The sequence below is a fragment of the Grimontia sp. THUN1695 genome, from assembly GCF_059704325.2.
Genome location: NZ_AP046577.1, coordinates 24737 through 43254 on the forward strand (window position 1 = coordinate 24737; position 18518 = coordinate 43254).

General features: G+C 52.2%; 15 protein-coding genes. All 15 read right to left on the bottom strand.

Going from position 1 to position 18518, the window contains the following annotated elements; all coding sequences use genetic code 11:
* Positions 1 to 3 precede the first annotated feature (3 nt).
* A complete protein-coding gene (locus AC6IB1_RS03520) occupies positions 4 to 1047 on the bottom strand; it encodes a glycosyltransferase family 4 protein (RefSeq protein ID WP_497567843.1) in 1044 nt (347 codons plus the stop codon).
* Entirely contained in the window at positions 1044 to 1859 is an 816-nt protein-coding gene (locus tag AC6IB1_RS03525; RefSeq protein WP_497567844.1) for a putative capsular polysaccharide synthesis family protein, read from the bottom strand. The genes AC6IB1_RS03520 and AC6IB1_RS03525 overlap by 4 nt, the downstream gene beginning before the upstream one ends.
* Positions 1856 to 3076 carry an O-antigen ligase family protein gene (locus tag AC6IB1_RS03530; RefSeq protein WP_497567845.1) on the bottom strand — a complete coding sequence of 407 codons (1221 nt, stop codon included), beginning with the start codon at positions 3074 to 3076 and terminating at the stop codon, positions 1856 to 1858. The genes AC6IB1_RS03525 and AC6IB1_RS03530 overlap by 4 nt, the downstream gene beginning before the upstream one ends.
* Positions 3060 to 4112 carry a glycosyltransferase gene (locus AC6IB1_RS03535; RefSeq protein ID WP_497569072.1) on the bottom strand — a complete coding sequence of 351 codons (1053 nt, stop codon included), beginning with the start codon at positions 4110 to 4112 and terminating at the stop codon, positions 3060 to 3062. The genes AC6IB1_RS03530 and AC6IB1_RS03535 overlap by 17 nt, the downstream gene beginning before the upstream one ends.
* A 57-nt stretch (positions 4113 to 4169) precedes the next feature.
* On the bottom strand, positions 4170 to 5579 hold the full coding sequence (cysN, locus tag AC6IB1_RS03540; RefSeq protein ID WP_497567846.1) for a sulfate adenylyltransferase subunit CysN: 1410 nt from the start codon (positions 5577 to 5579) through the stop codon (positions 4170 to 4172).
* Between the two features lie 62 nt (positions 5580 to 5641).
* Entirely contained in the window at positions 5642 to 6559 is a 918-nt protein-coding gene (gene cysD, locus AC6IB1_RS03545) for a sulfate adenylyltransferase subunit CysD (protein ID WP_503693116.1), read from the bottom strand.
* Positions 6560 to 6571: 12 nt separating this feature from the next.
* Complete coding sequence (locus AC6IB1_RS03550; RefSeq protein WP_497567847.1) at positions 6572 to 7543, bottom strand: DHH family phosphoesterase; 972 nt, start codon at positions 7541 to 7543, stop codon at positions 6572 to 6574.
* Positions 7544 to 7573: 30 nt separating this feature from the next.
* A complete protein-coding gene (locus AC6IB1_RS03555) occupies positions 7574 to 9793 on the bottom strand; it encodes a GumC family protein (protein WP_497567848.1) in 2220 nt (739 codons plus the stop codon).
* 62 nt (positions 9794 to 9855) lie between these two features.
* A complete protein-coding gene (locus AC6IB1_RS03560; RefSeq protein ID WP_497569074.1) occupies positions 9856 to 10377 on the bottom strand; it encodes a polysaccharide biosynthesis/export family protein in 522 nt (173 codons plus the stop codon).
* Complete coding sequence (locus AC6IB1_RS03565; protein WP_497567849.1) at positions 10377 to 11585, bottom strand: outer membrane beta-barrel protein; 1209 nt, start codon at positions 11583 to 11585, stop codon at positions 10377 to 10379. Before AC6IB1_RS03565 ends, AC6IB1_RS03560 begins: the two co-directional genes overlap by 1 nt.
* Before the next feature lie 11 nt (positions 11586 to 11596).
* Positions 11597 to 12994: an undecaprenyl-phosphate glucose phosphotransferase gene (locus AC6IB1_RS03570; RefSeq protein ID WP_497567850.1), complete on the bottom strand. Its 1398-nt coding sequence runs from the start codon at positions 12992 to 12994 to the stop codon at positions 11597 to 11599.
* 436 nt (positions 12995 to 13430) lie between these two features.
* Entirely contained in the window at positions 13431 to 14723 is a 1293-nt protein-coding gene (locus AC6IB1_RS03575) for an HlyD family type I secretion periplasmic adaptor subunit (protein ID WP_497567851.1), read from the bottom strand.
* Positions 14720 to 16429, bottom strand: coding sequence for a type I secretion system permease/ATPase (locus AC6IB1_RS03580; RefSeq protein ID WP_497567852.1), 1710 nt, complete (start codon positions 16427 to 16429; stop codon positions 14720 to 14722). The genes AC6IB1_RS03575 and AC6IB1_RS03580 overlap by 4 nt, the downstream gene beginning before the upstream one ends.
* A 423-nt stretch (positions 16430 to 16852) precedes the next feature.
* Positions 16853 to 17470: a calcium-binding protein gene (locus AC6IB1_RS03585; RefSeq protein WP_497567853.1), complete on the bottom strand. Its 618-nt coding sequence runs from the start codon at positions 17468 to 17470 to the stop codon at positions 16853 to 16855.
* A 295-nt stretch (positions 17471 to 17765) separates the two neighbouring features.
* On the bottom strand, positions 17766 to 18440 hold the full coding sequence (locus AC6IB1_RS03590; protein ID WP_005502261.1) for a LuxR C-terminal-related transcriptional regulator: 675 nt from the start codon (positions 18438 to 18440) through the stop codon (positions 17766 to 17768).
* Positions 18441 to 18518 lie beyond the last annotated feature (78 nt).

The window sequence follows — 18518 nt, forward strand, 5'->3', positions numbered from 1 at the left end:
GCATCAGGCTCCATAGATAAGGTGTAGAGCCTTACGCTGCTTTTCAGCGCTGAAATTGCGGTTAAAGTCATCGACAGCTTTCGGGTAGTCGGGACTGTCCGGGTGTTTGCAGAATCTGATGATTTGCTCGGCCATGGTATCAGGGGAATCTGTCATGAATGGGTACTGCAGGTTTTGGGTGGCACCGATGACACGCAGCACCATAGGGATATGCAGTTTTGCGGCTTCCAGAATAGTAAGAGGCATGCCTTCCCAGGCTGCGGTGTGAAGGTACAAATCCGCCTTTTTCAGGGCGAGCATTAACTGTGAATGAGGGATCATTCCTGTTACGTCAACGCCCGCATCGCGAAGTGCCTTTTCCATCTCAGGATAGCCCCCACCGAGCCAGTGAAATCTGATTTGACTGTACTCTGGGTATGCCTTCAGGCAGGTAAGGGTGTCGAGCAGAAACTGGGGATCTTTCTGTGGCGAAATACGCCCGGCCACCACCACGTTAAAAGGTGGGGAAACGCGGGGAGTGCTGGCTGGCTCCATTGCCGAATCAAGGTCTGCGTAGTTATTGAGGTGCACCGCTTTTTGGGCACCAAGTGCATAGCCCAGCTCGCATTCCCTTTCGCTACAACCGGCAATGATGTCAATGCGCGACAGGCCAAGGGTCTCCAGACGTGTATAGACATGCTGCATAGCACCGGAAATATCACGGCGCTCGAATGCATAGCAGTGAGGCGTGTAGACAATCCTGCTTTTCCCTTGTTTGGGCAGAAAACGGCCCAAAAAACCTGCGAAGCTGGAATGCAGGTGGATCACATCTGGCTGAGTCTGTAACACGGCCTTTCTCGCTGCCCGGAAAAAGTCCAGCAGACTGCCTTCGACGGTCTGGATATGATCAAACAGGGAGGTGATAGCCATTCCGGTATCATCGTCCGGACGCAGACGGGCAAACAGGTGGTGGCGAATGGGATCTCCTTTGGTCGACTTGGCGTAACTGCACAGCGCTGTCTGGATGCCACCGCCAAAGGCTTCTGTGATATGGAGGACAGTTTTCATCGCTTACTCCATTTCATTTTAAATTGTGCAATGTCTTCTTCACTGTAGATGGCGCGGTACAGTGGCGCATCATAGAGGTGAAATAAGCGCTCAAACGGGTAGGTTTCTTTGAAGCGCTGGTAAAGCGCGGAGTACCATTTGTTGGCGGCTTCGTTGCTGGATTGCAGCTGGAAACCGGGCTTCGCAAGGAAGTCAGCCAGTACACCGGCAGACTGGTTAATGGCTTCGCACTTCATCAGCAGCACATCCCGCCCACCTTGCTCAATGCGCCAATGGCTCTGGCCCGGATTCTGGATATGGGCGAGCACATCAACACCAAACCGGCGTTTCAGCTCCCTGTTGAACCAATCGGTGAAATACTCCAGACGCATCTGGGTTTCAAACGCATCGACGAGATGGCGAAGTGTTGCATCGATATCCCCATGAATGGCTTCGTTTTTCTTGCCGGCAATAAACTGGATATGCAGATCCTGGAAAAAACGGGAGACCACAGTAGCAACCGGATCGCGCACCAGGGTGATGATCTTCAGGTGATCACGCTTTTGCAGAATGCGTCTGCGGTGCGACAGGGTCAGCTTGTAGGCAGCACGGATAGGCCAGTCAAAAAAGCAGGCCACATCGCCGGTATTGCGGTACATCTGGAACTCTTCGTTGTCATCGAAAGTATGGAGATGCCAACTGGGAATGCCTGCGTGTTCAAGGGACGCTTCTATCGATGATGAACCAACTTTACCCATTTGATAAACCAAGACAAAATCCGGCGCGTTCAGGGTCTGGTCGAATGCGCGTTGTCGGGCAAGGCTGAACTTCATTGTTTATCCTCTTGGTGGGCAATAAGGGAGAAAGATCGCGTGGCAGGTGCACTGGGCTCTGGCCTGCCCACCACTCGGGTGTTAACGAAAAATGGAAATAAAAACATCAGCATAATGGTGCTGTTGACCGCAACAAACAGCACCATGGCGAGAATGTAAACCGCAAGCAGAAACGCCACGGGGTTAACAAAGCGTTGCCTGAACAGCCGACGCAGCCCCAACAGGAAGCCGCCAATCAAAATGGCAAGCCCTACCAGACCATATTCAATCGCTACGTCCAGGGCGAAGTTATGGGTGTAGATGGCCAGTTCCTGATTCTGGAAGTAATTGGCGATATACATCGGCAGCATTTTGGGGCCAACCCCGAATACGGGGTACTCCAGAAACAGCGAGAAGCCGTTTGCCAGCAGGAGCTTGCGCCATAATTCTGAGTCCCAGCGTGCCTCCTGCTGATCGGCGAACAGAATGTCGAATTGGGTAAATTCAAATTTATCAAGCAGTGCGTCGGTGCCGGCAAGATACCAGCCAGAAACAAGAGCCAGTCCCCCCCCGAGAAGACCCAGTATGCCCAGCGCGACAGCCGTTTGTTGCGAGCGGGGATGGGATATTTCCCGGCAAAAGAGGAAATCACAGATAACCAACGCGGCGACACCCATCAGCGCCTTGCGCTCCCCGGACATCAGCAACATCACCATGGCGATGGCTAACATCAGGTGACCAAACCGGATCTGTCGGCGCAGGATATAGAGCAGGGCACAGGTAAAGCCGAAGAAATACTTGGTGTTTTCGAGTTGCTTGAAGTCACGCACTGTCGAATACATCAGGTGCCAGCCTGCGGTGTACAGCGCCCCGAGAAAAGTATACACAGTGATCAGGGTAAGAAAGCGCGGGGAGGCCAAAAGGCCTGCCTGATGAAGGACGCCAAGAAAGGCGGCCACAGAAAGCCACTGCACCATTTCAATGAGCACCAGTTTGACCGGTACATTACTGACAACGCCTGCCAGTGCAATGTAGGCAACGAAGACCAGAATAAAACCGCTGGCCCGTACCGTGGATTGCAGCAACTGGCCGCGGCATGCTATCAGGCCCAGAAAACCCAACGCCATGATACCCACCAAATCAGCGAGGTATAATGCGGTGCCTGCGACATTGACCTTCATGGGGACAAAAAACAGGACAACGGCAAGCGCTGCGGCATGTTCAAGCGGTTTGGTCATCCACTAACCTCTGATAGGCCTGATAGTACTGGTCCCGAAAGGCGTCCAGTGTGTACAGCTGGCAGCGCGAAAGTGAACGTTTTGACGCCCTGGTATATTGCTCAGGACTCTCGCAAATCGCGGAGACAGTGTGGGCCAGCGCCTTGTCATCGCCTAACGGGAACAGGTAATCATCAATGCCGATGACCTCATCAATCCCCTGCACATTGGAGGCCAGTACCGGCAGTCCGGCAGCCATCGCTTCCACCGCAGCAAGGCCAAAGCCTTCAATGATGGTGCTCTGCACATAGATATCCAGACTGTCTAAAAATGCCGGAATGTCCGAACGGACACCATGAAACACTACCCGGTTTTCCAGGTTCAGTTCCCTGACCAGAGTTTCGTATTCGTCCCGGCGCTCGCCATCACCGGCAAAATGGAGCTCATAGCGTGAGGGCAATTGCGCCAGCGCCCGTATCAGTGTGGGATGGTCTTTGTAAGGGTGCAGGCGACCCACCATACCAATCCGTACGCTTGCATCACCCGCCGGTGGTTGTTTCTCCTCCATCGAGAACTTGCTCAGGTCGATGCCATTGAAGATCACGGAGTAGTGCTTTTTCCAACGGGGGAGAAAGTCTTCCAGGGCGTTTTTTACCTGATTGGTGATACAAACTGTTTTTTGGTAGCGCCAGTACAGCAGCCATTCGAATGGCTTCATCCACCCATGGTCGCGGCGCCGGTTGTGGGTGTTGTGTTCCGTCTGGATGCGCTTTTTGCCAAACGCTGCCAGCGCAATGTAGATAGAGGGGAACAGATGTCCATGCACCACATCGGGCCAGCGCAGGATCTGCCACTTTTCTTTCAGGGTCAGCTTTTCCCAAACCAGACATTCCACCCCCGCCGCGTCGAGCTCATCTGAAAAATCGTTCATGTTATTGAGTATGACGACTTTGCTCACATAGCCGGCAGGTGTCGGGCACACCAAATCGACGACAAAACGCTGTGCGCCGCCATTACGTGACAGGTCGTTGATGATGTGCAGTACGTTTACCGGCATGTTGCTTGCTCTCTCCTGATTGGTTTGGATGGTCACTGTGTCCATGTGAATCCCTGATCATTCAATAGATTGTGTGCCCCATTCCGGATAGTGCTCGCGGATATACCGGTTCAGGGCGATTTCCGCGGTGGTATAGCTGCGTTTGTTTGCCTGCTTATGCGGGGCATGCACGGTATCTACCATACCGGCACCGACCGTTATGTTGCTCAGGCGGTCAATGACAATAAAAGCGCCGGTTTTGTGGTTCAGGCCATAGTTGTCCACCGCAACCGGGGCGTTGAGATGCAGTTCTACCTTGCCGATTTCGTTCAATGCGAGTTCGGTGGCGGGCAGGGTCTCAAAATTATTGATATCAACCTTGTGTGTAATCTCGGTGATACGCCCGGTGACATTGAGACTCGCGAACTTGAAGTCATAGTCACGTTGGGTTTTCATCGTATCTTGTGACATCCAGACAATATTGGCAGACAGGCGGTCAGAGACTGCTGGGGCCGTGTCTGGGTGAACCAGCATGTCGCCGCGCGAGATATCGATTTCATCGGCAAGCGTCACTGTGATGGCATTTTTGGGGGCGACGGCATCGAGTTCGCCGTCATAGGTGACGATGGAGGTCACCGTACTCTGCTGGCCCGAAGGCAGCGCCATCACGGTATCGCCTTTGCGCAGAATGCCGGAGGCCAGCGTGCCGCAATACCCCCGGAAGTCGAGGTTGGGACGGTTAACGTATTGCACCGGAAAGCGCATCTGGTCGAGGTTTTGGTCGCGGGTGATTTCGACACCTTCCAACACGCCCATCAGGGAGGGGCCTTGGTACCAGGGGGTGTTTTCGCTGTTGCTGACCACGTTGTCACCGGCCAGTGCCGAGATGGGCACATAGCGCACATCGTGAATGCCAAGCTGGTTTGCCATCGTCTGGTAGTCTGCCTGGATACGTTCAAAAACGGCCTGGTCAAAGTCGACCAAATCCATTTTGTTAACCGCAACCACCACATGGCGGATACCCAATTGACTGACGATATAGCTATGGCGGCGGGTCTGGGTCAGCAAGCCTTTACGGGCATCGACCATCACAATCGCCAGTTCGCAGTTTGATGCCCCGGTGGCCATGTTGCGGGTGTATTGTTCGTGCCCCGGGCAGTCGGCAATGATGAACTTGCGCTTTTCGGTCGAAAAATAGCGGTAAGCCACATCAATGGTGATGCCCTGTTCCCGCTCAGATTGCAGGCCATCAACCAGCAGAGCCAAGTCGAGCGCTTCACCGGCATTACCTACGCGGGCATTGTCCTTGTGCAGGCTGGTCAGGTGGTCTTCAAAAATCAGTTTGGTGTCAAACAGTAAGCGGCCAATTAGGGTTGATTTGCCATCATCCACGCTGCCGCAGGTGAGCAGGCGTAGTAAATCCTTGTTTTCGTGCTGATGGAGGTACGCTTCGATGTCCGTTGCGATCAGCGATGAGCTGTGGCTCATGGGTCACTCCTTGTGCCGGCAAGCAAATAGTCTTTCATTCAAATGTCGAGGCTTAGGTGTAGTTAGAAGTAGCCTTCGCGTTTTTTCTGCTCCATGGAGCCCGCCTGATCGTGGTCGATCACGCGGCCTTGTCGCTCTGACGTTTTGGTCAGCAGCATCTCCTGGATGATTTCTGGCAGCGTGGCTGCGGTTGATTCCACCGCACCGGTCAGCGGGTAGCAGCCGAGCGTGCGGAAGCGGACCGATTTCATTTCCGGCTTTTCGCCGGGCTCCAGCGGCATGCGATCGTCATCGACCATGATCAGGGTACCGTCACGTTCTACCACCGGGCGTTTTTCCGCGAAGTAGAGCGGGACAATATCGATGTTTTCCAGATAGATGTATTGCCATATATCGAGTTCCGTCCAGTTCGACAGCGGGAATACCCGGATACTTTCGCCTTTGTTGACGCGGCCGTTGTAGATGTCCCAAAGCTCCGGACGCTGGTTTTTCGGATCCCAGCGGTGGTGCTTGTCACGGAAGGAATAGACACGCTCTTTGGCTCGGCTTTTCTCTTCATCACGGCGCGCACCGCCGAAGGCGGCATCAAAGCCATATTTGTCCAGCGCCTGTTTCAGCGCCTGAGTTTTCATCACATCTGTGTGCTTGGCACTGCCATGAGAGAAGGGCCCCATCCCCATGTCGACGCCTTCCTGGTTAATGTGCACCAGGAGGTCGAGACCATGACGCTTAGTGAACGCATCACGGAAGGTGATCATCTCCTTGAACTTCCATGTGGTGTCCACGTGCAGCAGCGGAAACGGCGGTTTACCCGGATGAAAGGCCTTCATTGCCAGGTGGAGCATGACAGCGGAGTCCTTTCCGATGGAATACAGCATCACCGGATTGTCAAACTCGGCAGCCACCTCACGGATGATGTGTATCGATTCATTCTCAAGTTGTTTGAGATGGGTTTGGTTTAGCGAAATCATGTCCACCATGTTGAGTCCTTTTTACGTCGCCAGCTGGTAACGCTGGTGGAACGCATCAATAAAATCGTTGAGTAATTCGGCGGGTAGGGCGTTGATCCCTGCAGCGGCCTGACGGCCTCCCCCGGTAGGAAAGGCGGCTGCCAGTTCATCGGCACCGGTACGGTTGTTCAGTGGCGCACGGATGCTGACCAGATAATTTCCGTCAGCTTTCTCAGTGATCACCGCGTTGGCAACGTCTGGATCGCGGTTAGTGAGATCGTTCGAATATACCCCGCTGATACGGCGCGCCCAGGCTTCATCCGGCAGCATATATACCCGTGAGCCCTGATGCTCAGAGTAAGGCACGATAGCGGCAGCTTTTTCGCTGTCGCTGAGAAAGCCATTTTCCAGCGTGGCATACACATCCGGGCGTTCGGCGATAAAACTAAACGGTGACGGATAAGGCGCCATCAGGCGATAGATCTCTGCCGGTGCAAACAGCAGGTCTGACAGAGAAGAGCCGTAGCTGTTGTAGTTGAGGTAGGTGCCAAACTGCATCAGTTTGGTCCGGTCCTGATCGCAAAGGCCCGCCTTTTTGGCCAGTACATCGGCGGTGGCGATCATGTTGTCACCATAGGCGCCAACCAAGGCCCACTCGCGGTAACGGCCATCGAGCAGTTTGTCGATAATAAGGCTTGTGCAGGTGTTTGACGCCGTATTGATGTGGGTGGTCAGCGAGGGGTGCATCGGCGCATCGCCCGGGTTGTGGTGATCGGCATAGAACACCCGTACACCCTGCGACAGCAGGTTATCCAAGGCTGGCCTGTTTTTCTCCATCGCCACGTCCAGCACGGTGACATCCTGCGCCACGGCGGGATCCACTTGCTTTAACAGGGCAATATCGCGCTTCACCCCCGTGATTAACACGCTGTCTTTTGGGGTGGCAAGGCGGAGCTGGAGCAGGGCGCAAATCCCGTCGGCATCGCCATTAAAAATATCAAAACTGGTTTTCATTATTCTTGTTGATCCTTGCTCTGGAAGCCATTAGCTCGCTTCTAAGGTGTCATCATGTTGTTTGTTATTGTTGTAATAACCATAGTGCAGCTTGTATTTTTCCTCCGCGTGTCTGGCAGAGAGCTGGTTGAGAACCACGCCATCGATGGCAATGTCATGGCGAACGAGTTGGCTGATAGAACGGTTGACCTGTTTTTCGGTTGTTGATTCTGCTTTTACGACCAGGATCATGCCGCCAGCCAAACGCCCCAGGATCAGGCCGTCGCTGACCACCTGAATCGGTGGCGTATCGAGAATGATCCTGTCATAGCTCTGTGTCAGTTGGGTGAGCAGCGCTGAGAACTTGGTTGAACCCAGCAACTCCTGTGGGTTCGATGGCAGCAATCCTGCCGGGAGGATATCGAGCTTCGTATCATCATCGTGATAAATGCAGTCAGCAACCGGGGCGCCCATCACCAACACATTACTCAACCCTGCCTGGTTACGGGGCAGGGCATAACGCTGTCCAACCGCGGGCATACGCAGGTCGCAGTCGATGAGGAGTGTGCGCTCCATCTTGGCCAGCGACTGGGCAAGATTCAGGGCAACGGTGGTTTTCCCTTCGGACGGTAACGATGAGGTGACGGCAAGCACATTACGTTTACTGTTGGTTAACGTCAGCAGGATTGAGGTGCGGATGGTGCGGACCGACTCGCTGAACAAGGTTTCGTCCGGATCAAGATAAACGGTGTGATCAAGCGGTGCATTCTTAAAACGCTTCCCTTTTACCCGGGGCAGGAATCCGAGATGTTGCAAGCCCAGCTTCTCCTCTATGTCGTCAGGCTTTTCAATGGTGTTGCGATAAGCATCTGCCAAAAACGCGCCCACAATGGCCAGAAGAAAGGTGAATGCGGCGCTGATCACGATTAATTTCGATGTCTGGGGGCTGAATGGTTCCTGGGGTACAGTGGCGCGGTCGGTGAAACGCGCTTGCACGGCTTCAAAGTCACTGGTGGCTGAGGTTTCTTTCTGGCGGTTCAGGAAGATGTCATAGAGCTGCCGATTGGCGTCGACATCGCGTTTAAGTGATTCATATTGTGCGCGTTTGGCACTGATTAACTGGTAGTCATTTTTTTTGCTTTCCAGCTCGGCAGCCAGCACCCGTTCTTGCTGGCGGGCGCTGTCGAGTTCTTTTTCAATGCCTTGTGCCAGGTTATAAAGCACGGCATACATGCGTTGGCGCACGGCATCGAGCTGGGCCTGAGCCTGGATCATCTTATCGTGTTTGGGGCCATAGCGCTTGGAGAGCTCAGAGACTCTTCTCTCCGCGTCTGTTTCGGCATTTTTGACATCCCTGACTTGCGGGTGGTTAGAGATTTCGGGCACGGCCATCAAGCTGGCATTGGCGTTGTTTCTCAATTGAGAGAACAGGCTCTCCGCGGCGACGCGACGCTCACGGGCGTTGGCCGCACGAATAGACAGGTTAGTGAGCTCATTGCCCGCCAGCTCATCGATGTCGCTGAGTTCAATCAGCCCTTCTTCTTTGAGAAAAGTTGTCAGGGCCTGTTCGGCAGTATTCAGGTTTTCTTTCAACTCGCTCAGGCGCTCTGTGATCCAGAAAGACGCGGTTTGCGTCGCCACCAATCGGGCTTCAAGGTTGGATTCGATATACGCCTGCCCCAATGCGTTGGCAACGCTGGCGGCAAGTTCCGGATCGGTCGAGCCAAAATGGATGTTGACCAGTTGCGTGTTACGGATAGGACTGATGGTGAGGTGCGATTTGAATTTTTTCAGCACCGCCTGGCGGGCTGCCGATTCATTCATCAGTTCAGCATGGGACACAGGTTCGGGAAGAAATTGTTGTAAAGGGGCAATGTTGTAGAGAAGACTCAACAATTTATCGCGACCGGAAGGTTCCCCGACCTGGTTGTTAAACTCCCGGATATTGGCGATACCGAGCTCTTCAATCACCTTTTCAGCGATATGGTTGGAGCGCAGGATCTCAAACTGGGTCTGGTAGTACTCTTTCTGGCTGGTGTCGAAGGTATAGACCTCTTCGATAGAAATGGCGTTGTTCGCCTCAGATTCAATCAGCAGGGTTGCGGTGGCGCGGTATACCGGCGAGATAGTCAGGATTATCACGGTGGCAATCAGGGTCATCGTCGTCACGAAGAAGGCGATAGGGAGCCAATAACGCCAAATGACGCTGATGTAGCGCTTAAGATCGAGGCGCGCTGGCTCAATGGCCTGATTTGGCTCGATAAGTTTCATTGTGTAGTCGTCCTTTTATTCTTCCGTGCGCAAAAATAGCGGGTTAGTCCAGGCTGGCTTCTTTAAAAGAAGCTCTGTTCAACCACGATGATGTCGCCAGGGCCAACCGCTTTTGACAGGCCAACATTCTTTTCTGTGTTTCCGTTTTGGGCTTCTGTCTGTTGAATTTTGTTTCGTGAAGCGCGGTCGGTAAAACCGCCGGCAATGGCAATCGCTTTGCCGATCGTCAATCCGGGCTGGTAGTCGTATCCGCCGGGGTGGTGCACTTCACCATTGACATAAAATTTACGGAATTGAATCACGTTGACCGTCACTTTCGGATCAACCAGATAATCACCGCGCAAGCCGCTTTCGATGATGCGCTGCAATTGCCCGACACTTTTCCCTGCAGCTTCAAGACGACCCAGGTAGGGGTAGTCAAAGCGGCCCCGGGTGCTGAGGAGGATGTCCATGGAAAGATCTTCCTCGCCATACACCTTGATAGCGATACGGTCACCATCACCCAACACATACTGTTCGGTTGCGTGAACCGGCATGATGGAAAGCATCAGCAGTGCGAAAAGTAAGATACAATGTTGCCTCATCACAAACTCACCTCTGTGCCAATAAAGAATCGGGTCTGGTCATAGCTGTAACCTGTTAACGTCGAATCGCGCTCAAGCCAGTTCACGCCAGCAGAAATGTCCCACCACCTCGCCATACCGTAAGTGGCACTTAGACCAAGCTGTGAATCCTCATCTTTGCGAAGTCCGGGGTAATCATTGGTGCCGTAACGTGCTGAAGCCACGGTCTTCACCAAGGGGGTCCATTTATGCTCCCATTCCATTTGGACAGACTGATCCTCAACATAGTCAGCGTTGAGGTTGGGGTCACGGGCAACATCGCGCCCTTCAAGACGGAGCTCGCTGTAATCCGTTGGCTGCCAGGCGAGGTTCAGCCGCCAGCTGAAGCCCTGGAAATTGTCACGTCCGGCGCTGTCAAAGTCTTTGTTTTGAAAGCCCAGCAACAGTCGCCCTTGGGTTTTTCCGGTGACATCCCAATCGAGACCGCCGTAAAGAAAAGAATTTTGGTTGTCCCGGGTTCCTCCGGGGCCGGTAAAGGTTTCGTTATAACTGCGTAGTTCATGGCGCAGGACGGTGACTGCGCTGAAGTAACTTGACACGGCATAGTAAAACTCACCAGCGAGGTAAGGTTGATCCCAGTTGAAAAAACGGGTATCCACGGTTGCACCGTTGGTGCGCACGAACGTTTTATCGTTGTACGTTTTCTTTTCATAACCAACAATGCCCACCAGACGCCCGGGTGCACCGTTGGCGCCATAGACATAACGGGCGTAGGTATCGTGGAACTGATAGCGAAGCGGCTCAGCGACGGACAGGCTTGAGCCTTCCGTCAAGCCGGTCCCTCGCGCTTCATTGGCCATTCGGTAGGTATAGTCAACATACAGGCGGTGACGGATATCAAACAGCCAGAATCCATTGCCGTGCAGTTGATGATTGATGTAGTTATCCTCATGGCTGTCGGTGAAGCTTACCGCATCGAAGCCATAGTCAAACTGATAGGCAGAACGGCGCGTCTCAAGCTGGGCCATTACCTTGGGAGAGACAACATACATGGGGGAGTCGACAGGGGCATTTTCTGTCCGGCGTACATTGTCATCGTGTCCAGCGGTGATGCCCAGCGTCGGGGTGAGGTCGATACCGTTTTCCGTTTGGTAGGGTGTCGGTTCTACGGCGACGGCTGTAAAAGGCATGAAACCCAGGACAGAAAACCACAACTGACAACGTTTCACATCTTTCTCCTTTAGTAAGCCGTTTTGCCGACAAAGCCTTTGAACACAGTGGCAAAAACAATTTTGATGTCCATCCACAGCGACCAATTCTGGATATATTCCAAGTCGAACTGGATCCGTTTTTCCATTTTGTCCAGGGTGTCGGTTTCGCCCCGATAGCCATTGACCTGAGCCCAACCGGTAATGCCTGGCTTCACTTTATGGCGCAGCATGTAGCGATCCACGATGGCGCGGTACTGTTCGTTGTGTGCTACTGCATGTGGACGTGGCCCAACGATAGACATAGCACCTTGCAGTACGTTGAAAAACTGCGGCAATTCATCCAGTGATGTGCGGCGGATAAACGCACCGAAAGGCGTTATGCGGGGGTCATTCTTGGTCGCCTGCTTGACGACGTCGCCGTTATCCATGACTGACATCGAGCGGAACTTCCATACCTTGATTTTGCTGCCATCCAGTCCGTAGCGGTATTGTTTGAAGATCACTGGCCCCGGTGAAGAGAGTTTGACTCCAATAGAAACGGCGATCAGGATGGGAGAAATAAGCACCAGGATCATCAGCGACAGCACGATGTCTTCCAGCCGTTTAGCCCATGCAGCGATACCACTGAATGGCGTGTCATGGACACTCAGGGTGTGAACATGACCGATCGTCTGCCAACGGCTATGGAGTAAGTTATAAGTGAAAAAGTCCGGTACCAGATAGGTAGTGGCGGTGGTGTCAGCAAACTGGTTGAGGTAGCGGGCAATGCGGTCTTTAGCATGCATAGGCATGGCAATATAGATGTGCTGCAAGTCCCCCTGCTTGGCGAGCTCCAGTGCATCATTAACATTGCCCAGCATTGGGGCGGGCAGGCTACCTTCAATACGATCGCTGCTGCGGTCTTCATAAAAGCCCAGCAGAGTGATGCCCAATGTATGGTTACGCTGAAACTCCTGAGCAAGTTCAATGCCGTTGGCGGTCGTTCCGATAATGGCGGCGCGGCGGGTATTAAAGCCATGCTTACGCAGGTGGCTGAGCGCAGCCCTTGCCAGGAATCGCCAGAGTGCCAGGCCAACGGCTGCACCGATGAACCATAAGGTCATCACAATGCGGGAGAATTGAATGCCGCTTTTACTGAAGAAAAAGTAGGTGACAAGCAGTAAAAATGCCACTACCCAGGGCATCAGGGTTGCAACCATTTGTCCCTGGAAGTTACTGATGCGCCAGGAACGGTACAGGTGTGAGCTTTCGGCAAACAAAAGGTAGAAAATGGAGGCTAGCGTCGCCAGGTGTAGCCAGGTATTACTGATCTCACCAAGGTAGAAATGGCTGACGATTGCCAGGGATCCGCTGATAACAGCCAAATCACACAGTCGATATAGGATGGCAAACTCCGTTCCATGTGTGCGTATTTTTCTACTATCCATGATGTCTATCCATGATTTGGGCTCATTTTTTGTGGGCCGGGCTGAAAGTCCTTGGACTCATGTCACTCATTCTAGTTGAAAAATGAATCACACATTCCAAGCTTGCCTGCACAGATTTGACTTTCAACTAGTTTCGTATACCTAAATTTCCGACATGTAAGTTAACCAGCATGTGACCAATGAAAGAAGATGAACTTAGTTCGATTTTGGTGTGTGACACTGGGGCTACATCACCATGATAGTGTTTTGACAACGGCTCATGGGCGTTAAAAAACACCGACAATGAGTGATTTCTATCACAAAAATTGCAGTATGGTGTGTCTGAAATGAGATTTTCATCAGGACGTTTTCATCCTATTTCTAATGCAAAAATGGTCGTAATTCATCCATTCTCATACCTGGGTACGAAGAAGGCATGAGGCATGCTTGATGACGATCACTGTTCACGAAATGCCCGGTTCAGGCTTTCTGTCAGCGGTTTCAGCAAATATTCGATAGGCGTGCGTGGTTCGGTGAGTAACATCACTTCTGCCTGCATCCCCGGATACAGCTCAATACCCCCTAAAATATCGTTGATGTTATCAATGAGTTTGACGCGTGCCAGGTAATAAGCGAGGCCAGACTGTTCGTCAACCAGGCGATCGGCCGAGACAGTCATCAGCTCACCCTCGAGGGGCCTAACGCTGCGCATGCTGAGGGCGGTCAGGCGGATCTGTGCTTTCATACCGGCGCGGACCTGATCGATGTCGGACGGATCCACTTTGGCCTCGATCACCAGGCTTTCATCACTGGGTACGATATCAAGCAGGGGCTGGCCCGGTGTGATCACCCCTTCCTCAGAGAAAACCTGAAGATTAAGTACGGTGCCGGAAAGGGGGGCTTTGATGGTGGTGCGATCCAGAATGTCTTTGGCAGCAGCAATCTGGTCATCCAGTTCATAGCGTTCCTGACGGATTTCGCGCAATCCTTCTACGATCTCCCTGACACGTTCCAGTTCCTGTTCTTTGAGTTGTGCCAGGCTTTCTGCAACGTTCTGCTGCAGGCGGCTGGCATTGGACTGAAGTTGACTGATGGTGCTCAGGATCTGGGCTTCTTCACGCTCAAGACGTAACACTTGGGTTTTGCTGACATACCCTTTTTCTGCGAGTTGCCGGTTACCGGCGATCTCTTCACCAATGATTGACAGACGCCGCTTTTCTATCTCCAGGCGCTTTTTCTGCCCATCCAACTCAGCAGTGTTCTGTGCCAGCTGTTTGTTGATGATCTCGGTCTGGGAGTCAAAGAAGTCACGACGGGCTTCAAAGATGCGTTGTTGGTTTACCAACAGTTCTTCTACACGTGGGTTGTTTTTTTCCATCAGCAGGGCGTCCGGGAAGGTGATGTCCGGTTTGTTGTCGCGCTCTGTGATAAGACGGGCCTCGCGGGCCAGCGCATTGCGCTGTCGGGTGGTCAGCTGTTCCAGTTGGGTACTTGCCTGGGTTTTATCAAGATAGATAAGCGGGTCACCTTTGGTGACATCCCCCCCTTCAGCCACCAGGATTTTGTCAATGATACCACCTTCAAGGTGTTGGACGGTTTTGCGCTGACTGTCGACCGTGACAACACCTGGGGCGATAGAAGCCCCTTCCAGGGGACTGAATACCGACCAAACACCGAAGGTGCCAAGAAACAGGGCAATGGCGCTAAAACCGATAATGACCAGTCGTCGGATTGCAGGGATCTCGTTCATTTCTGGCCTCCTTTCTGCGCAATGGCGGCGCTCTGTTCAAGGAGCGGTTTCAATACTTCATCCCGCCCTCCGAATGCGCGGATTTGCGCATCCTGTAACACCAGAAGTTTGTCCATCGACTGCATCATACTGGGTCTGTGGCCAACCAAAATAATGGTGGCTTTACGGGATTTGAGGTAAACAATGGCGCGTTGCAGTGCCGCTTCACCTACGCCGTCGAGGTTGGCATTAGCTTCATCAAGCACGATCAGGCTGGGATCACCATACAGTGCCCGGGCGAGCGCGATACGCTGGCGTTCGCCACCGGACAGGCCAAGGCCGCGTTCTCCAACGACCGTGTCATAACCTTGGGGCTGACGAAGGATAAGCTCGTGGCAGCCTGCTAATTTAGCGGCATGGATCACTTTGTCCGGCTCCCCATCTGACATGCGGGCAATATTCTGGCGAATGGTCCCCGGGAACAGTTCGACATCCTGCGGCAGGTAGCCGCAATGTGGGCCAAGATCGTCCGGATCCCATTTGGCAACATCCATATTATCCAGCCGTACCGTACCGGCGGTGGGAGTCAGGTTACCGAGGATCAAACGGGCAAGGGTGGATTTTCCTGTGCCAGATGGACCGATAATACCCAGCGCTTCACCCGGCTCCAGTTTAAAGTGAATACCATGAAGTACCGGTTCTGCGCCGCCCGGATGAAAGTAGGTGACTTTCTCAACGGAAACATGTCCTTTCGGCTTGGGCAGTGGCATGGACTTAGCCCGCTCTGGGAAGGCAGGAATTTGTTCTTTTAGACGCCGGTAGCTCTGGCGTGCAGAAATGGCGGTACCCCATGCGCTGATAGACTGTTCAACCGGTGCCAATGCCCGGGCCATCAGGATAGAGCCTGCAATCATGGCACCGGCTGTCATTTCGTTTTGAATGACCAGGTATGCGCCGACCCCCAGCATAGAGATTTGTAACAGCATACGGATGAACTTGGAACTGGCGGTCAACAGGGCTCCTTTTGAATTGGCAGCCACTTGCCCCTGAATGCTGTCATTATTGAGTGTCGTCCAGTGCTTAATGAAGTTTGGCATGATGCCCATTGCTTCAATGGCATCGGCGTTGCGGGCGGCGGACTCGGCTTGCTGCATTGCCAGAATAGAGGATTCATTGGCTTTTTTATGTGCAGCACGGGTGGTGATGTCGTTCAGGATAGCGATAGAAAACAGGATCAGGGCACCCACGGTGGCAATAATGCCAAGCATGGGGTGGAGCAGGAACACAAACCCGAGGAAGACTGGTGTCCATGGTGCATCCAAAACGGGAATAATCGCATTGCCACCAATAAAGGCACGAATGGCTGTAATGTCTCGAAGGCCTTGTACTGAGGCCGATAACCCCTGGCGTAATTGCAGGGCAATGCTGCCGCTCAAGACTTCCGGAGAGAGGCTTTCATCGAACCAGGCGCCGATGCGTACCATTATCCGGGTACGCACGTTTTCCAGTACTGCCATGATGAACAGGGCAAAAACAGTGATCACTGACAGGAGTAACAGGGTGTCAACAGATCGGGCACTGATCACCCGGTCATAGATCTGAAGCATGTAGATAGGCAAACACAGCACCAGCAAATTGATCACAAAGCTGAATGCAACCACAAAGACCAATGCCTTCTTACATTGTCCTAATGTGGTTTCTAATTGTTTTTCTGTAGTGAAAGACATGTTATATCCGACAACGTTCCATCGCTACACGTATGAATAACACGTAGCGAAAACATCGGGCCAAACAGCGCTGGATGACCCCAAAAAAAGCAACCAGCATAGAAATATACTGGTTGCTCTGAGTATAGCCCGGTTGAATAAAACGAGGATGAAACCGCCTGTTAATATGTCTGTAATGGTCATCACACTGAGCGGTATCATTTGCCTCCGTTATTGACAGTCAGCTGAAGATAACTTTGCAGCAAATTGACGGAGAAAAATGTCTCAATAGTGAGTTAGATGAGGAGGTTACTGTCTTAACTTTATAACAAATGTCGATTATTCGTTAGGCGGAGATCATCGCCGATACTGAGAAAACAGAGGAAGATAAGGCAGCAGGCTGATGCTGCCGCCAAAAAAGGGACGAGAAAGGGCGTTAAACCATTAAACAATGTGGAAATCACTGTCAGACAGATCGCTGGCCGTCACATTGTTTAGAATGACCGAAGAGCCATCAGCAAGGCTGATCAGGGTATTGTTTCCTACCTGAGTCAGGCTCAGGGAGTCAAAGTCTATATCACCGGTTGCACGGATCCAAATCAGGTCAGTACCGATTTCGAAATCCACGACACGGTCATCTCCCGTACCATTGCCAAGGATCTGATCGAACATGAAAACGTCTTCGCCTTCACCGCCAAACAGGAAGTCGTTACCGGTTCCACTGACCAGTGCGTCATCGCCTTTGCCGCCAAACAGGATATTTGTTCCTTCACGGGCATACAGCAGGTCATTACCAATCCCGCCATTGAGAATGTCATTCCCTGGCCCCGCCAGCAGAATATCGTTTCCGCTACCACCGGCAACGTAATCATCGCCTTCGCCGCCCCTGACGAGGTCATCCCCGGCACCACCGGTAATTCTGTCGTTACCACGACCACCGAAAACAACATCATTACCGCCGAATCCTATGATGACGTCATCTTCATAAAAACCGAAAAGAATATCTTCCTCGTTAGTACCAAACAACAAGTCCGGATCGTGCGTTCCAAAAATAATGCTCATAATTGCTAACCCTCTTTTGGTTGAAACTACCTTTGTCAAAGGTATGGGATGCGTACGTCGACGAGTGAATAGATATGTCATCGCATCGGTGCGAAAAAACAGCGGGACGTGCGTGTCTATTATTTTTAACGCCAGCCCCCGCGTCGCTTTAAATACAGTGCATCAAAAGGTCAGAGGAATGTTGTCTTAGAAATGTGAAACACCGGGGAAGGCAAATGCACTGTCAGGTTTCCCACAGTGCATCTCAAATAAGAGCCATATTGACACAGTCGTAACAGGGAGAGGGAAGTTCAGGTCAGACTTGGTAGTCTAACCCGATCACAGAGAGGTTGTTTTTGGCCCAGAAAACAGCCTGAACACGGTTTTTTACATTTATCTTTTTGAAGATGTTGTAGAGGTGCGATTTGACTGTGTGCTCAGAGACAAACAGGCTGTCAGCGATTTCACTGTTTGAGGCACCTGTGACTAATTTGCGCAAGATTTGCTGCTCGCGATTGGTCAGGCAAATTTCGGAATAGTCGATATTGTTGTTGTTTTGCTGGTAATAATGAATAAGTTCAGCAAGCTTCTGGCGTGGCAGCCAATACTCACCCGACAGCATTTTCTCGATGCCATGGCACAGATGCTCAAGATCGTCTTCTTTTTTGAAGACCCCTTTGATAAAAGGCCAGCTTGCCAGCTCTTTCGCAGAAAGGTCATGGGCATTAAACAGGGCAAAAACGTGTTGTTCGCTAAAAGGCGCCAGACTTTGCTTCACAAAACCGACAGTATCCCCCTCAAACGCACTGAGATCGATCAACACGAGACCGGAAGAAGTAGAGAGCTTTTCACTGATCTGTTGCTTCTCGACCAAAGAGACGGCACTTCTGATTTCTTTCTCCAGACAAGAGATCAATGCAGTGATGGTCATGCTTGGTTCTGAAACAAGAAGGATCGTGTATTTATCTGAAGTGCTCTCAATGTTTTGCATGTGTATCCCTAAATGCCCTTTAATTTTTCCTGCCACGTTTCCTGTCTAGCAGCGAAACCATGAAAACGCATTCGCAGC

Coding starts and splice junctions, on each gene's coding strand:
- AC6IB1_RS03525 (WP_497567844.1), bottom strand. CDS start 1,859: ATGAAGTTCAGCCTTGCCCGACAACGCGCATTCGACCAGACCCTGAAC.
- AC6IB1_RS03580 (WP_497567852.1), bottom strand. CDS start 16,429: ATGTCTTTCACTACAGAAAAACAATTAGAAACCACATTAGGACAATGT.
- AC6IB1_RS03570 (WP_497567850.1), bottom strand. CDS start 12,994: ATGGATAGTAGAAAAATACGCACACATGGAACGGAGTTTGCCATCCTA.
- AC6IB1_RS03555 (WP_497567848.1), bottom strand. CDS start 9,793: ATGAAACTTATCGAGCCAAATCAGGCCATTGAGCCAGCGCGCCTCGAT.
- AC6IB1_RS03520 (WP_497567843.1), bottom strand. CDS start 1,047: ATGAAAACTGTCCTCCATATCACAGAAGCCTTTGGCGGTGGCATCCAG.
- AC6IB1_RS03550 (WP_497567847.1), bottom strand. CDS start 7,543: ATGAAAACCAGTTTTGATATTTTTAATGGCGATGCCGACGGGATTTGC.
- cysN (WP_497567846.1), bottom strand. CDS start 5,579: ATGAGCCACAGCTCATCGCTGATCGCAACGGACATCGAAGCGTACCTC.
- AC6IB1_RS03530 (WP_497567845.1), bottom strand. CDS start 3,076: ATGACCAAACCGCTTGAACATGCCGCAGCGCTTGCCGTTGTCCTGTTT.
- AC6IB1_RS03575 (WP_497567851.1), bottom strand. CDS start 14,723: ATGAACGAGATCCCTGCAATCCGACGACTGGTCATTATCGGTTTTAGC.
- AC6IB1_RS03560 (WP_497569074.1), bottom strand. CDS start 10,377: ATGAGGCAACATTGTATCTTACTTTTCGCACTGCTGATGCTTTCCATC.
- AC6IB1_RS03585 (WP_497567853.1), bottom strand. CDS start 17,470: ATGAGCATTATTTTTGGAACGCACGATCCGGACTTGTTGTTTGGTACT.
- cysD (WP_503693116.1), bottom strand. CDS start 6,559: ATGGTGGACATGATTTCGCTAAACCAAACCCATCTCAAACAACTTGAG.
- AC6IB1_RS03535 (WP_497569072.1), bottom strand. CDS start 4,112: ATGCCGGTAAACGTACTGCACATCATCAACGACCTGTCACGTAATGGC.
- AC6IB1_RS03590 (WP_005502261.1), bottom strand. CDS start 18,440: ATGCAAAACATTGAGAGCACTTCAGATAAATACACGATCCTTCTTGTT.